The sequence below is a fragment of the Streptomyces blattellae genome (genome assembly GCF_009709555.1).
GTDB lineage: Bacteria > Actinomycetota > Actinomycetes > Streptomycetales > Streptomycetaceae > Streptomyces > Streptomyces blattellae.
In genome coordinates this window covers 14,273-30,408 of record NZ_WJBG01000106.1, presented here as the reverse complement: position 1 = coordinate 30,408, position 16,136 = coordinate 14,273, and the positions used below count along the sequence as shown (strand labels likewise).

Sequence of the window (16,136 nt, the reverse complement as noted above, 5' to 3'; positions counted from 1 at the left end):
GCTATGGTGAACCAGATGAAGGCTCTCGTGTTGTCCGGGGGCGCCGGTACACGGTTGAGGCCGATCACCCACACATCGGCCAAACAACTCGTTCCGGTGGCCAACAAGGCTGTGTTGTTCTACGGGTTGGAGTCCGTCGCCGCCGCGGGCGTAACAGAAGTGGGCATGATCGTCGGCGACACCGCGGCCGAGATCCAGGACGCGGTCGGCGACGGATCGAAGTTCGGCCTGCGGGTCACCTACATCCCGCAGGAGCGGCCGCTGGGGCTGGCCCACGCGGTGCTGATCGCCCGTGACTACCTCGGCGACGACGACTTCGTGATGTACCTCGGCGACAACTTCGTCGTCGGCGGTATCACCGAACTCGTCGACGGCTTCCGCAGAAACCGCCCCGACGCCCAGATCCTGCTCACCCGCGTGCCCGACCCGCGCGCCTTCGGCGTCGCCGAACTCGACCCGTCCGGGCAGGTGATCTGCCTGGAGGAGAAGCCGGAACACCCCAAGAGCGACCTCGCCCTGGTCGGCGTCTACCTGTTCACCCCGGCGATCCACGACGCCGTACGGGCCATCGAGCCGTCCTGGCGCGGCGAGTTGGAGATCACCCACGCCATCCAGCACCTCATCGACGCCCACGCCGACGTCCGCTCCACGGTCATCCGGGGCTACTGGAAGGACACCGGGAACGTCGTCGACATGCTTGAGGTGAACCGGACCGTCCTGGAGGGCCTCGATCGCCGCATCGACGGCACGGTGGACGAGCGGTCCGAGACCATCGGGCGGGTCGTGGTCGAGGAGGGCGCGCGCGTCACCAACTCACGCGTCGTCGGCCCCTGCGTCATCGGCGCCGGAACCGTCGTCAGCGACTCCTACGTCGGCCCGTTCACCTCCGTCGCGGAGAACTGCCGTATCACCCACAGCGAGTTGGAGTTCTCCATCGTCCTGCGGGACTCCTCGATCGACGGAGTGGGCCGGATCGAGAGCTCCCTCATCGGCCGGCACGTCCAGGTGACCCCGGCGCCGAATGTGCCCAGTGCTCATCGACTCGTCCTCGGAGACCACAGCAAGGTGCAGATCCACTCATGAACCTCCTCGTCACCGGCGAAGTGGCGCCTGCCGGCCGGCGTCGCAGCGACATCAGCCGCTGCCCCGGCGGGCGCCCCCTCGCCACACCGGGCGGGAGTCCGAGTACGTCCCGTACGAAGGCCTCCGCCCGGCCCGCCGAGAGCACGTTCCCCGACGCCCGAACCCGAGCGCGTGCGGGGGGACCCCCATCGCCGCCCGCTCCGCCCTCCGGGCGGACGACGCCACTCCCGACTCAGGCCTCAGCCGCCGACGGCCCTCGCGCACGGCCGGTGGCAGCAGATCGGCCTGCCGGCCCCGCGTGACTGGCGGGACGCCCTGAATGAAGCAATGCCCCATATTCGCAAGGAGATTGCCTGTGCCGATTCGAGCAGCCATGAAGACCGCACTGGGTGAGAAGAACGTGCGGGTGCTGCGCCGGCTGAAGCGGCGCCTGTCCGGCCAGAAGCCCCCGTCGTCCCCGCCGCCCGCGCCACCGAAGCCGACCGGACTCGCGGCGATCTCCGGCGATCTCAACAAACTTGCCCTGCACTTCAAGACCGACAAATGGGGTGCGCACCGTTACACCCAGCACTACCAGCGTCATCTCCAGCATCTCAAGGACGATTCGTTCAATCTTCTGGAGATCGGGATCGGCGGTTACAGCCGGGCCGGCCAGGGAGGGGCCTCGCTGCGCATGTGGAAGGCGTTCTTCCCGAACGCGCAGATCTTCGGAATGGACATCCAGGACAAGTCATTTGTCGACGAGGACCGCATCACGACCTTCGTCGGCGACCAGTCGGACCCCGAGTCCCTGAACGCCGTCGCCGACAAGATCGGCGAACTCGACGTCATCATCGACGACGGAAGTCACCGCAGTCCGCATGTGATCACGACGTTCGCCACGCTCTTCCCCCGCCTCAAGGACGGTGGCATCTATGCCGTCGAGGACACACAGTCGTCGTACTGGCCCGAATGGATGGGCAGCGAGGACCTCGACGCCCGGGACACCAGCATGGGACTGCTGAAGCGGCTGACCGACGGGCTGAATTACGAGGAATTCGTGGACGAGAACTATGAGCCGACGTACACGGACCGCAACATCGTCGCCGTGCACTTCTACCACAACCTGGTGATCATCGAAAAGGGCAAGAATGCCGAAGGCACCAACAAGCGGCGTGCCCTGAAGGAACGCTACGCGAAGTCCTGACCCTCGCGGGAAACCCTCGCGGGAAATGACCGGAGCCCCCGCCGGGATCGAGTGCAGCGAAGCACTCGATCCCGGCGGGGGCAGTCGCGCATACTGACGTATGCGGACGCGTCCTTATCCGACAGCACCGACGGGATGTCCCGCACCCCGCGTATCCGGTGGCGTCGCACGATCGTTCACGCCCTCCGATTCCTGAGGGCGCCCGCCGCCTTCCGTACCGTCCTGCCCACCGAGCGCCGCAGCGGCCGCAGCACGCCGGGAGACTCCTTCCGCACCACGCGCACCCCGCCGATACCGGACCTGAGCGCGAACGGCAGCGCGAGGAAACGCGGTGCCGTGGTGCGCGGGCTGATCGCCACCTTCCAGGCCGCGCCGCCCTTCAGACGGCCGGCGGGCACCGCGGCCTCCAGCCGCGCCCCCGATCCGTCCGCGTACAGGGTTCCCGGCCCGTCGACCTTCGCGTCACCGGACCCGACACGCAGCAGGACCTCGGTCTCACCGGCGACGTACAGCGGCAGCGCGGCGCGGAGCCGGCCGCCGGAGACCGAGACGGCGTCCGGCGACAACCCGCCGGGGCCGAGCCGCGTGCTCGCGCGGTCGATGTCCAGGGAGAGGCCGGCGTTCGGTTCGTTCCAGTGCGGCAGCACCACACGGCCGCCCACGACAGCGGCGTACGGGGCCCGGCGGGCGTCCTGAGGGGCGGGACCGAGCCGGCACTCCTTGGTCCAGCCGCCCAGCCGGACACGGACGAACGCGTCCCACACACCGTCGCCCGCGACGGCTGTGGGATCCACGGTGGCCTTGGCCTTCAGCACCAGCCGTACCGCGTCCCCGTCCTCGATCCGCTCGCGGGTGAACTCCACCGGCTGGAAGTACCGGGCGGCACTGGAGCGCTCGCGCAGCAGCAGATCCACCCGGGCCTCGCCGAACCGGGCGACGGTGTCCGCGGCGACCCAGGCGAGCGCATCGGACACGTCCAGCGGCCTGCGGACCCCGTCGGCGGGAAACAGCAGCGGAGTGCCGCGCGAGACGTACTCGGCGGTGAAGGCGATCCGCAGCGTGCCGTCCTGCCAGGTCAGGGACTCCGGCACGGCCTTCGGTACGACGGAGGCCTCCCATTCCGCGAAGGCCTCGACGTCGGCGTACCGGTCGGCGGCGATCAGCGCGGCGACGACCTGCTGGGTCGGCTGCATCCCGGCCGCGACACCCGGGCCGAAGCGCTCGACGACGACACCGCGCATCGCGTCGAACAACTCCTTGCGGTAGTCGGCCGGCCACCCCAGCAGCCGGCGGCCACGCATCCGCTCGACCATCTCCACCCGCAGCCAGCGCCGGTGCAGCCGGTCCCGCACCGGCCCCGGCTCGGTGTAGCGGTCGACGATGTCGAGGGCCTCACACAGGTTCTTGAAGTATGCGACGGGGTCGAAGCGCTGGAAGCCCGCGTTCGCGGCGTCGTCCCGCTTGATGTGGTAGTAGCAGACGTAGTCGCTGAGCACCGAGACGTTGTCCGCGCGCAGATACGCCTCCGTGATGAAGACGTGGTCCTCCAGCCGCCGCCGGCCCTCGGGGAAGCGCAGGTCGATCCGGTCGAGGAACTCCCGGCGGATCATCTTGTGCGGGGTGAGGCTGTCGATCAGCGGGGCGTTCTCGACGGTGGCGTGCGGATGGTTGCGGCGGAACAGCTCCACCGGAACCCCGCGGCCCTTGCCCGCCATCTTTCCTACGACGACATCGGCTCCGTTGGCCACGCCGTAGTCGTACATCCGCTCCAGGGCCTCGTCGCCCAGGTAGTCGTCATTGTCGACGAACATCACGAACTCGCCCTTGGCGGCGGCGATGCCGACGTTGCGGGGCTTGCCCGACCAGCCGGAGTTCTCCTGGTGGATGACCTGGATCAGACCGGGGTGGGCGGCGGCGAGCGCGTCGAGGCGGGCCGGGGTCTCGTCGGTGGAGCCGTCGTCGACGAAGATCACTTCGTATTCGTCGGGTGGCAGCGACTGTCTCAGCAGCGAGGCGATGCAGTCCTCGACGTACGGCCCCGGGTTGTACACCGGGATGACCACGCTGACCTTGACCGGCATTCCGGCTTGAGCCCCCTTTAGTTCGCTTCCCGTTTCCACTCTTACACGGCGGGCGTTGCCCGATGCTAACCCGTTCGCCTGGGTCGGCACTGACCGGCTCCACCGCGTGGCGCCGATCGTCGCGGCCTAGGCTGACGATGTGCGCCTGCTCCTGATGTCCGACACCCATCTCCCCAAGCGGGCCAAGGCGCTGCCCGCGCAGCTCCTCGCCGAACTCCCGTACGCCGACGTGGTGTTCCACGCGGGCGACTGGGTCGACACGGCCACGCTCGACCTGCTGGCGGCCCACAGCCGCAGGCTGATCGGCGTGTACGGCAACAACGACGGCCCCGACCTGCGGGCCCGCCTCCCCGAGGTGGCGTACGCCGAACTCGGCGGCCTGCGCTTCGGGGCCGTCCACGACACGGGCGCCGCGCCGGGCCGGGCGGCCCGCTGTGCCGCACGCTTCCCCGACCTGGACGTCCTTGTCTTCGGCCACAGCCACATCCCGTGGGACACCACCGCCCCGAACGGGCTGCGCCTGCTCAACCCCGGCTCCCCGACCGACCGGCGCCGCCAGCCGCACTGCACGTACATGACGGCCACAGTGGCCGACGCCCACCTCACGGAGGTGGAACTGCACCGGCTGCCGTCCCGGCCGGTCCGCTGAGCCGACGGACCACCGCGCGGCGGTGCGGCGACGAATGCGCGGCCCTCGGAGAAACGTCGACGGCCTCTTCGCAGAGCCGGGTCACACAGCCGCGTCGGCCGCCTGAAGACGGGTGAGGAATTTCAACGCGCCTTACTGCCAGGGGCGTTGACACCGCGGACCGGTCCGGGGCCGGTCGATACCCGGAGCGCACCGGCGAGGTGTGCTTGCGGAGGCTGTGCGGAACCGGTCGGCGTACTCGGTGATCCGGTCGGGCAGTGGCACATCGACCGGGGAGCTTGGGGCGTCGTTCCGCCTGGTCGACGGCTTCAGGGGGCGAGGTCGGCCAGGAGGGTGTCGAGGACGGCCTCCTCCTCGATGCGCACGCCGAGTGCGGCGAGGGCCGGACTCAGCTCCGGGTCCCATGCGGCGGCGGTGGGTGCGCCGGTCAAAAGCGGTGCCAGGGGCGTGACGGCGGCCGCGGCGCGGTAGTCGGCGGCGGTGTAGCGCCAGGGGCGCCAGGGGACGCGGTGCAGCAGGGCGCCGGCGATGCGCAGGCCGCCCCAGTCGAAGTCGCCGTGGTAGCGGAGCAGGGACCCCTGGGCGTGCAGGTGGCGCAGCAGGGTGAGGGCGGCGGCCGAGGGCTGGCCCTGGAGGCAGACCAGGGGCGGGCAGGTGGGCCCGTGGACGTCGGCCGCGGTGGCGAGGACGGTCGGGTTCTCGCACACGTACACGACCCTGGGTGCCGTTCTCGGCGGGCTGTGGGTGAGCTGGCGCAGTGTCAGGACGGTCGGTTCGCCCGTGTCGGCCATCCAGTCGAGCGCGGCAGTGCCGCGCAGGCTCAGGCTGAGGACGGTGGAGGAGAGGGCATCCCTGAGGAGACCGGCCGAGGCCCAGGCCTCGCGGCGCCATTCGGCGCCGCTGCCGTCCGGGAAGCCGGTCAGGGCGCGGACACCGGACAGGACGAGGGCGGCGAGGGGGGTGCCGTCGTCGAGGGCGTGGGCGTCGCCGAGTGCGCCGGCGGCGAAGGCGGGCAGGGACACGGCGGGGTCGGCGGGCAGGGTCCGCAGAGCCGTCGCGGTGTCGGTGAGCAGGGCCTTCGCCGAGGGCGGGGTGCGGGCGAGGCGGCGTACGAGGCCGTCCCTGCGCAACCGGTCGGCCCAGTCGGCCAGTTCGGGCCGCAACGCGGTGAGCGGGGCGTACGCGTCCTGCCAGGCGTTCGCCTCCCGCTCACGTAGGTCAGCGAGCCGGGCGACGGGGCCGGTGAGGGCGGTCACGGCCGCTGCGAGGCCCTCGGGGCTGATGCCGGAGCGGCGCAGGACGGCGTCCACCGCGTCGAGGCGCACGGTCAGCGAGCGTCCGGCGCGTGGAGCACGGCCCAACAGGCGTTCCGCGGCGGCACGCTCCGCGGGGGTGGGAGCGGCCAGGCTGACCTGGCCGGTGAGGGGTTCGTCCCGCTCCAGGCGGCGGCGTACCCGCTCGACCAGCCAGACGAGGCCGGGGTCGCCGAGCAGGCGGCCGAGGCGGTCGTGGTCGATGCGCGGGCCGGGGTCCTTGGGCCTGCTCATGCTCACGAGAGGCCCCGGCCGGTGTCTTCAGCGGGCCTGATCGCTGCCGCACTCACCGGCGCGGCAGCGGGCTCGGCCGGTGCGGGGAGTACCGCCAGGCGGTGGTCCGGTTCGGTGCCGCGCAGGCGCTCGGTGCCGTCCCATTCCCAGCGGGACACCAGGACCGCGGCGATCTCGTCGACGCGGGAGAGCTGGGCGATGGCGATGCCGGGAACCTGCGGGTAGCAGGCCCATTCGCGTTCGCTGGTCATCACCACGTCCAGGTCGAAGGCGTGCAGCAGTCCCAGGCACTTGGCGCGCGAGTCGTCGTCCACGCCCGCGAACGCCTCGTCCAGGGTGACCAGGCGCGGGGCGTGGGGGGCGGCCGTGGCGTAGTGCGAGGAGGCGGCGGCGAACAGCGGAACGGACACGGCCAGGACGCGTTCGCCGCCGGAGGCGGGGCCGGTGGCCGGAACCCAGGTGCCGTGCTGGTGGCGTTCGATGCCGAACTCGTGCCAGGCGCGGTAGTCGAGCGCCGCGGTGAGCACCTCCAGCCAGCTGCCCGCCGCGTCGTCGCTCTGCCGGCGGGCGATCTCGGCCTGCAGGAACTCCCCGACCGCCGACCGGTCCTCGGGTGCCCAGGCGTCCGCGGACTGGCGCAGACGTTCCCGTGCCTGGGCCAGGCCCGTCGGGGCCTTGCGCGAGGCACGCCACACCAGACGCAGTCTCATGCCGGTGGACGTGGGCCGCTCCTGGAGTTCGGCGTTCATCGCCCGCACCTGGCGCTCGGCCGCCTGGATCAGTTCCTGCAGGGTGCCCGCGACCTCGGTGAGCAGGTGGGTTTCGAGGATCTCGCGTTCGTGCGCGGACAGGATGCGCGCCAGTTCGGCCACTTCGGCGGCGAGCGCACCGGCCAGTTCGGGGACGTTCCGGCGGCGGCCCTGGTAGACGATGTCGACGACCATGCCGTCCTCGACCATGCGCGCGGTGGCGGTGTGGCCGCCGCGGGAGAGGGCGTCCTGGAGCTTCTTGTACTCCTCGCTGAGCCGTTTCTGTACGCGTTCCCAGGCGCCGTCGGAGTCGTCGGTGCCGGACGGGCCCGACAGCTGTGCCTCGACGGCGCGGGCCAGCGCGATGGCCGGAGTGGCCGCCCATGGGCCGTCGTCCAGCGGGGGCACGGCCGCCTCGGGCAGGGCGACGGTCAGCAGGCCGGTGGCCGCGAACCGCTGGAGCGCGGCGATGGCCTCGGCGCGGGCGGCGGCGGCCTCGCGTACGTCCTTCTCCAGTTGTTCGATACGGCCCTCGGCGCGACTGGCACGCCGGTCGGCGGCGGCGTGTTCCTCGCGGGCCAGGCGCTGCTCGCGGTCGCAGGCGGCCAGGTCCTCGGCGGTGGCGGCCAGGCGCCGCTCCAGCTCCGCGACGGCCGTGCCGACGGTGGCGTGCAGGGTGCTGTGCCGTTCGTCGGCGGCGGCCGCGAGGCGGGCCGACTCCTTGGCGCGCAGGACCAGTTCGGCCACCCGGGCGGCGGCCCGCTCAGCCTCCGCACGCTCGTCGGCGAGGGCGTGCCCGGCGTCGGCGCGCTCGCGCAGGGCGGGCCACAGGGCCGCGAGGACGGCGGTGTGGTCGGCCAGCGCCTCGCGGACGGCGGCCAGCCCAGGCCGGCCGGCGGGCAGGTTCACGGCTGCGGCCGTGTCGGTGAGTTCGGTGGCGGCCTCGGCTTCCCGCCCGGCCGCCGCGGCCAGTTCGGCGGAGCGTTCGTCCTGGCGGGCGCGGGCCCGGTGGGCGGCGTCCGCAGCGGCTGCGGCCAGCGCGTGCGCCTGGCGCAGGGCGGCGTCGTCGGGGAGGGCGGCCAGTTCGGCGTCCAGGGTACGGCGGCGCCGGGCCACCGTGGCCCGGTCGGTCTTCCACCGGTCCAACTGGCGTCCCAGGGCGTCGAGTTCGCCGCGCAGGACGGCGATCCGGGCCCGGCGTGCCTCCTCACGGGCGCCCTCGCCCACGTACTCGGCGGCCTCCTTGGACCAGATGCCGGTCAGGGCTCCGACGCGGAAGCGGCCGTCGGTGGCCACCCAGGTGTCGCCACCGGACCCCAACCCCACGGCGGAAAGGAGGCGGGCCATCGTCTGCTCGCCCACCTCCACGGCGCGAGCGTCGCCGTGGTCCACGGCCGGGCGCAGCACCTCGCCGAGGGTGCTCCCGGCGAGCGGTGCGCCCGGCGACAGCAGCACGTCGTGCCCGTCCGCGTGCAGGGCGGTGCCGTCCGGGCACACCCAGGCGTCCAGCAGACCGGAGGCCTCCAACGCCGCCTCCAGGCCCGCGCGTTCAGCGGCGGCGACATGGTCGTGGAAGTCGACCAGCCGCCACAGGGGTGCCCCGGGAGCCTGGTCGCGCACGCCGGGCGTACGCGTGTGGGGCGCCGTAGGGCCGCGCTGTCCGCCCGCGTCCAGGCCGGCCAGCTCCCGCTCCAGCTCGGCGCGTCGGCCGTCCAGTCGGGTCAGCCGCTGACCGAGGGCGGCCGTGTGGTCGGCCAGGTGCGCGGCCCGGGCACGATGGGCGTCGGCGGCGTGCACACGCGCGGGGGAGGGGCCTTGCAGGTGCGTGACCCAGTCCTGCAGGCCGTCCAGCAGGCCCGCCGGGTCCTGGGGCGTCAACTCCTCGCAGGAATCCAGGTGTTCACGTACGGCGGTGACCAGGCCCCGGCCCGTCTCGGCCGCGGTGTCCTCCGCCTCGGCCTGTCGCCCGGCGGTGTGCCCGGCCTCGGTCTGGGCCTCGTCCAGGCGGCGGGCGGCTGCGCGCCGCTCGGCGGCGGCCTCCTCGGCGCGCGCGGCCAACTCCTCCACGTGGTCGACGGTGCGCCGCCTGCGCGCCACCGACTCCTCGGCCATGCGGCGCAGTTCGGCCTCCGGAGCGCCCTCGGTACGCAGCTCCCCGTCGAGGCGGGCGGCCGAGGCCGCCTCCCGCGCGCGGGCGAGCGTCTCCGCGACCTGCTGCCCGGCCACCGCGAGCCGCCGCCCGGCGGTCTCGGAGCGGCCCAGGGCGCGAGTGTGCGCCTGGGACGCCTGCTCCCGGTCCGCCTCGGCGCGAGTCAGGTCCCCGGCGGTGCGGCGGGCGTCGGCCGCCGCCTGCTCCAGCTCCCGGGCACTGCGCATCTCGGGGCCCTCACGCAGCGCGGCCTCCTGCGCCGTCAGCCGTGTGGCGGCCTCCTCCAACTCCACGATCCGCCCGGCGATCCGCTCCCGGTCCTCCTGCGCCTGCGACCGCTCCGCCTGGGCCTGGGCGAGGTCGCGGCCCAGCTGTTCGTAGCGGGCGTGCTCGTGGCGCGGGAGCCGGGCGCGGCGGCGGGCAGCGACGCGGGCGTAACGGCGGTAGTGGTCCAGGAAGGCGGAGGCGGCCCGCTCGGCCTCGGTGGCCGCTCGCAGCTCGTCCTTCTCCTCCTCCAAGGACCGGAACGCCTCGGCCACGTCGGCGATCACGGCCTGGTCCATCGGCGGCAGCGCCTCGGTCAGCGCCCGTGACAGCGCCGCCTCGTTGGGCCGCTTCGACAGCTGTGGCTGGCGCAGCTGGACGAGCAGGTCCACCAGGGCCGTGTACCGGCGCTCGCCCAGCCCGAACAGGGCTTCGTCGACCGCTCTGCGGTACGCCGTGGCCGTGTCGTACACCATGCCGTGCCCGGCGACGGCCTCCGCGAGCCGGTCCCGTGACAGCGCGGTGCCGGTGGCGTCGAGCAGGCTGAACTCCGCGCCGATCCGCTGGTCGGTGACGGCGTACCAGTGCCGGGCCACACCCCGCCCCGCCACCGCCTTCAGTCCGCACACCAGGGTGAGGAAGCGGTCCTGTCCGGTGGCCGTGTCCTGACCGTCCCGGCGGCCGAACTCGATCCAGGTGTAGCCGAGCCGCTCGGGGTGCGGGTGCTGCCCGCCCAGCAGCAGGTTCCACTCCATGCGCTTGCCCGGGTCGGCGTCGGGCTCCACGCGGCGTGCCGACAGGTCGCCGTCCAGCAGGAACGGCAGGGTCAGCGCGAGGACCTTCGACTTGCCGGTGCCGTTGTTGCCGCGCAGCAGCAGGCGGCCGTCGCGGAACCAGAACTCCTCGGTGTCGTAGTAGAAGAGGTCGACCAGGCCGATGCGCAGCGGCCGCCACCGGCCGGGCGCGGGGACGGGCAGGGCGGTCACGGCTGCTGCGCCTTTCGCTGAGAGGTACGGACTCCCGGTTCTCTTACGACAGTCTCGCCGACCGCGTACCGGGCCAGCGCCGGCAGCCGGGCGACGCCGCCGGGCACGGCGGTGACCAGGCCGAGCGCGGTCAGCTTGGCCAGCGCCTGCTCGACCAGCTCCCCTTCCGCCCCGGGCTGTTTAGCGCTCTTGGACCAGAACCCGCCGTGTTCCACGGCCAGTTCCCGCACCCTTTCCTCCAACTCGCCCCGGCTCACCGCGCCGTCCGCGGCCGCGAGGTGCTCGGCGAGCAGCAGGGTGATGTGGCCGTGGGTGCCCTGCTCGGGCATCCGCACGTCGGTCAGGTCGTCCAGGGGGTCGACCATGGCGATGCCCTCGGCGCGCACCTCCGCGACCAGGCCGGTCAGTTCGGTGATCCGCGCGGTGATGAAGGCACGCTGCCGGGTCAGGTAGGCCTGTTCCTCGTCGGTCAGCTCGCCGTAGTACAGCACCGGGTCGTCCAGCAGGCGGCGGGTCAGTCGCCGGCGGATGGCGCGGAAGCGCAGTTCGTCGCTGTCCAGGGCGCTTTCGGCGGTCAGCTCGGCCAGCCGCTCCTCGAAGGTCCCGGCGGTGATCATCGACGGGCCGCGGTGGGCGGCGAGCAGTCCGGCCAGGACGCGGCGCTGGACGTCGTAGAGCACATCGCCCGCGCCGCTGACGTAGGCGTCCTCGTCCCCGGCCACCCGCCGCAGCACCCCGTACCGCATGAGCAGCCGCACCACTGCCGCCAGATCCAGCCGCTCGTCGCGCCGCTCCAGGGTGAACTCGACCCCGGCGGCGGCCAGCCGGGGATCGGCGGCGTCCAGGACCACCTGCTCGGCGAGCCGGCCGAGCGCGATCTGTGCCTCGCCCCGCTCCAGCGCGGCCAGCGCCAGGCACAGCAGCACATAGCGGCGCCGGGTGAAGGGCGCGCGAGCGCGCGAGGCCTCGCGCGCCGGGTGTGTGGGGTCGGCCAGGGTGCCGGGTGTTCTGCCCAGCCGGGCGGACTCCGCGTCCACCCGCAGCGCCCAGCCGGTGTTGCGGTCGAACCAGTCGCGCAGGTCGGCGGCGTGCTGCCGCACCAGACGGAACTCGTCGGCGTGCGGGCCGTGCGCGAGCAGCAGCGGCTCCTTCAGCAGGGCGCGGGCGGCCTTCTGGAACTCGGCGGTGCGCCGGCCGTCCAGCACCTCCCCCAGGGGCGTGGTCATCGCTCCCCTCCCGCGGGGGTGCCGTCGGCCCGCACCCGGCCGGTCCGGGTGAGATCGGTGATCTCGACCGTGTGATCGGGGCCGCTGAAGGTGCCGAAGGGTGTGCGGATCTCGGCCGTCGCACCGTCGGCCAGGACGGTGAGCCGGATCTGCATGGTGCCGTCGTTGCTGGTCGTGACGGTGGTCGTGACGCCCGGCCGCCAGGTGGCCAGGGCATCGCCGAGCAACTGCAGGAAGAGGCCGAAGGCGAGCGGGTCGATCTCACCCAGCGCGGACAGCCGCGTGGTGCCGTCCGTCGCGAGGCGGGCGCGGGCGGCCGCGATCTCCTGCGCCTGCTGCGCGGCGATCTCGGCCAGGCGCCGCCGCTGCTCGGACCGGTCCTGCACCCTGCGGGCCTTGCCGCGCCGCTCGTAGCTGCCGGTGCGGCGCAGCTGCGGGCTGATCCGCAACGGCTCGGCCTCGGCCCACGGGGTGGCGGCGGCCACCGGTCGGGCCGCGCGCCGGTCGAGGGTGTCGGCGTCGACGGTCAGATGACGGGCGGGGTAGAGACCGAACGCGGCACGCCACAACCGGTGCCGGGCCTCCTCGTCCGGGGCCTCGGCGAACCAGCGGGCCAGGGTGCGGAAGTCCGCCGAGCGGTCCGAGCGCCCGGCCCGCCGTTCGTTCAACTGCCTTACGACCGCGAGGAGTTGCGGGATCGCTCCGAGGGCGCGACCGCGCAGCAGGCGAGCCTGCGACTCGCGTCCGTCCGCGGACACGAACCAGGCGGCGAGCCCCGACCACCGGGCCACCCACCACGCGTACGCGCGTGCCTCGGCGCTCTCGGCCTCGTCCGGAGCGGCGTCGGCCGCCTCCCGGGCCGCCGCCAGCCGCAGCAGTACGCCGACCCGGCCGTGCTCCTCCAACTCGCCGATGAGCAGGGCGATCCGCCCGCCCAGGGTGATCAGGTCCTGGATGAACCGCTCCAGATACTGGATCAGCCGGTCCTTGTAGGCGAGGAACACCTCGACGTCCACATCGTGCAGGTCGATGGTGCGCTGGAGCGACCCCATGAACGCCCGTGCGTTCTCCGCCAGCGCCTCGAACCGGCCGGTCAGCGCGGACAGCGCCAGATGCGCCTTGGCCGCGTCCGGCCCGGCCTCCTGCTGCCCGGCGGCGATCACCAGCAGGGCCTGCAGCTGGGTGACGATGTCGTGCAGGGCGACGGCCTGCAGCGCGCCGCGCCGCCCCAGCGCCTCGTCGTACACGGACAGCGCCTGCTCGGCGGCCTCGCCGGCCTGCGTGAGCTGGTAGATGAAGCGCTTGCGGTAGAAGTCCTCGACCGCTGTGACACGGGAGGTGTCCGGATCCGCCCGCAGATTGCCCCAGTCGACGAGGCTGTCGAGGGCCTTGACCACGGCGTCCAGGTCGGCGGGCCGGTACTCCGGCGGCAGCGCCGCGTGGACGTCCTCGGGACGCAGGTGTACCGCGAAGCGCTCCTTGGCGGCGAGGAACGCACCCATCACCCGGCGGTAGAGGGCTGCGTTGGGCGTGGTGAGGTGGGCGAAGGGTGCGTACCCGGCCCGTGCCGGCCCGGATGGCGTCGACGTCATGGTTCCGGCATTCTCCCCGACGCATACCCGGCTCCGGCAATCGTGGCCATCTTTTCACACAGGGTCGCCGCCTCTTCCGGCCCCCGCTTCGCCCCCGGCCGGCTCGTCCCGCAGGGTGCCCGCGGACAGCGGCCGCAGACGCCCGGCCGAGACCACGTGCCCGCGGCTCGGCCGACCCGGGGCCGGTCTACGGCATGGTCCGCGCCGGTCCGATCGCAACTGCGTGGCCGGCCCCCACCCTGCCGACGCCACGGCGCCGTCCGCCCCCGCGGCCAACGCCGTCCGAGCACGGCGACGCCGCCTCTCCTTCGTCGAGCCGCGCCGTCCCGGGATCCGCCGCACCCCTACGACGACCAGCATGCGAGCGGCCCTCACCTCATCCCGGCGGCGACCGGCACCGCCCGCCTGGTGAGCACGTGCGAGATGCGCCCGGTACTGCGGCGACGCGGAGGCGTCCCGGCGGGCTTCGTTGACGGTTAATCCATTGCTGCGGGGCGTCCGGTTCTGCTGGACTGCTGGAGGAAATACGCCGGATTCGATGTCCCACACGAGGAGCACAGATGCGCACTGCGTGCATGTCCACCCAGGAAGGAATCCCTCCGACGACCAAGGACATGACGCTCAGTGCACGTGCTCAATCTCGGCATTCTGGCCCACGTAGACGCCGGTAAGACCAGCCTGACGGAGCGGCTGCTGCACACCGCCGGAGTCGTCGACGAGATCGGCAGCGTCGACGCCGGCTCCACGCAGACCGATTCCCTCGCGCTGGAGAAGCAGCGCGGGATCACCATCAAGTCGGCCGTCGTCTCGTTCCCACTGGACGACGTGACGGTCAATCTCATCGACACGCCCGGCCATCCGGACTTCATCGCCGAGGTCGAGCGGGTCCTCGGCGTGCTCGACGGCGCCGTCCTGGTCATCTCGGCCGTCGAGGGCGTCCAGCCGCAGACCCGCGTCCTGATGCGCACCCTGCGTCGGCTGCGCATCCCCACGCTGATCTTCGTCAACAAGATCGACCGGCGCGGGGCGCGCTACGACGGGGTGCTGCGCGCGGTCGCCGAGCGGCTCACGGCATCGGTCGTACCGATGGGCACGGTCGCCGGGCTCGGCACGCGCGGCGCCCGCGTCACCGCCGGGCTCGCCCCGGCCGCCCTCGACGTTCTCACCGGCCACGACGACGACCTGCTGTCCGCCTACGTCGAGGACACGGTCTCGTACGACCGCCTGCACGCCGCCCTCGCGACCCAGACCCGGCAGGCGCTGGTCCACCCCGTCTGCTTCGGGTCGGCCATCACCGGCGCGGGCGTGGACACGCTCATCGCCGGGATCAAGGAACTGCTGCCCGCCGCCGAGGGCGATCCGGACGGGCCGGTGTCGGGCACCGTCTTCAAGGTCGAGCGGGGCCCGGCGGGGGAGAAGATCGCCTATGCGCGGATCTTCTCCGGGACGCTGGCCGTCCGCGACCGGATCGGTTTCGGGGACGGCGACAGCGAGGGCAAGATCACCGGGATCAGCGTCTTCCAGGAGGGATCGGACTCCCGGGACGAGACCGTCCCGGCGGGCCGCATCGCCAAGCTCTGGGGCCTGGACGCCATCCGGATCGGCGACGCGATCGGGGAGCCGCGCAAGGCGTACGAGCACTTCTTCGCGCCCCCCACCCTGGAGACGGTCGTCGTCCCAGGTCCGGGCGTGGGCAAGCGGTCCCTGCATCTCGCCCTCACCCAACTCGCCGAACAGGACCCGCTGATCGGCCTCAGGCACGACGAGATCCGGCAGGAGACCTCCGTATCCCTCTACGGCGAGGTGCAGAAGGAAGTCATCCAGGCCACGCTCGCCGACGACTTCGGCCTGGACGTCACCTTCCGGGAGACATCGACGATCTGCATCGAGCGACCCGTGGGCACGGGAGCGGCCGTCGAGTTCAACAAGAAGCACCCCAACCCGTTCCTCGCGACGGTCGGTCTGCGCGTCGACCCGGCACCGACCGGCTCGGGCGTCGACTTCCGCCTGGAGGTGGAACTCGGCTCCATGCCGTACGCCTTCTTCAAGGCCGTCGAGGACACCGTGCGCGAGACCCTCGCACAGGGCCTCAGCGGCTGGCAGGTCACCGACTGCACGGTCACCATGACCCACTCCGGCTACTCGCCCCGCCAGAGCCACGCCCACCAGGGCTTCGACAAGAGCATGTCGAGCACCGGCGCCGACTTCCGGGGCGTGACCCCGCTGGTCCTGACCGAGGCGCTGCGCAGGGCGGGCACCCTGGTGTACGAGCCCATGCACCGCTTCCGCATCGAGACGCCCGTGGACACCCTGGGCGCACTGCTCCCGGTCCTGACCGCGCTGCGGGCCGTACCGCAGACCACCGGGACGCGGGGTGGCACCGGTGTTCTGGAGGGGGCCGTGCCCGCGGGCCGGGTGCATGAACTGGAGCAGCGGCTGCCCGGACTCACCCGGGGCGAGGGCGAGTTGGAGAGCGCCTTCGACCACCACGCGCCGGTCCGCCGCGGCACCGTGCCGCGGCGCCCGCGCACCGACCACAATCCGCTCAACCGCAAGGAGTACCTGCTGAACGTCACGCGCAGAGTGACCGGTTGAGCTGACCGAGACCGAACTTACTCCAGAGT

At 72.7% G+C, this 16,136-nt stretch carries 9 protein-coding genes; 4 read left to right on the top strand and 5 right to left on the bottom strand.

All coding sequences use genetic code 11. The features are described from left to right. Positions 1–15 precede the first annotated feature (15 nt). The gene (locus GFH49_RS02850; RefSeq protein WP_155054137.1) at positions 16–1,083 is read left to right on the top strand and encodes a glucose-1-phosphate thymidylyltransferase; all 1,068 of its coding nucleotides are present in this window, start codon (positions 16–18) and stop codon (positions 1,081–1,083) included. A gap of 355 nt (positions 1,084–1,438) precedes the next feature. Then, a complete protein-coding gene (locus tag GFH49_RS02845; protein WP_155054136.1) occupies positions 1,439–2,269 on the top strand; it encodes a class I SAM-dependent methyltransferase in 831 nt (276 codons plus the stop codon). 176 nt (positions 2,270–2,445) lie between these two features. Here GFH49_RS02845 and GFH49_RS02840 read toward each other — a convergent pair whose 3' ends face one another. After that, entirely contained in the window at positions 2,446–4,350 is a 1,905-nt protein-coding gene (locus GFH49_RS02840) for a glycosyltransferase family 2 protein (RefSeq protein ID WP_155054135.1), read from the bottom strand. Positions 4,351–4,489: 139 nt separating this feature from the next. Between GFH49_RS02840 and GFH49_RS02835 the strand changes: the two genes are divergently transcribed. Continuing rightward, positions 4,490–4,999 carry a metallophosphoesterase family protein gene (locus GFH49_RS02835; protein ID WP_155054134.1) on the top strand — a complete coding sequence of 170 codons (510 nt, stop codon included), beginning with the start codon at positions 4,490–4,492 and terminating at the stop codon, positions 4,997–4,999. Positions 5,000–5,307: 308 nt separating this feature from the next. Here GFH49_RS02835 and GFH49_RS02830 read toward each other — a convergent pair whose 3' ends face one another. From GFH49_RS02830 to GFH49_RS02815, 4 genes are read right to left on the bottom strand one after another with little or no spacing between them, the layout of a single operon-like run. Further along, positions 5,308–6,546, bottom strand: a complete 1,239-nt coding sequence (locus GFH49_RS02830) for a TIGR02679 family protein (protein WP_155054133.1) — start codon at positions 6,544–6,546, stop codon at positions 5,308–5,310. Between the two features lie 2 nt (positions 6,547–6,548). Further along, on the bottom strand, positions 6,549–10,694 hold the full coding sequence (locus GFH49_RS02825) for a TIGR02680 family protein (protein WP_155054132.1): 4,146 nt from the start codon (positions 10,692–10,694) through the stop codon (positions 6,549–6,551). After that, entirely contained in the window at positions 10,691–11,920 is a 1,230-nt protein-coding gene (locus GFH49_RS02820; protein WP_155054131.1) for a TIGR02678 family protein, read from the bottom strand. Before GFH49_RS02820 ends, GFH49_RS02825 begins: the two co-directional genes overlap by 4 nt. Continuing rightward, the gene (locus tag GFH49_RS02815) at positions 11,917–13,512 is read right to left on the bottom strand and encodes a TIGR02677 family protein (RefSeq protein ID WP_155054130.1); all 1,596 of its coding nucleotides are present in this window, start codon (positions 13,510–13,512) and stop codon (positions 11,917–11,919) included. The genes GFH49_RS02820 and GFH49_RS02815 overlap by 4 nt, the downstream gene beginning before the upstream one ends. 624 nt (positions 13,513–14,136) lie before the next feature. On the opposite strand from GFH49_RS02815, the gene GFH49_RS02810 reads away from it, so the two are divergent. Beyond that, positions 14,137–16,107 carry an elongation factor G gene (locus GFH49_RS02810; protein WP_155054129.1) on the top strand — a complete coding sequence of 657 codons (1,971 nt, stop codon included), beginning with the start codon at positions 14,137–14,139 and terminating at the stop codon, positions 16,105–16,107. Positions 16,108–16,136: the final 29 nt, after the last annotated feature.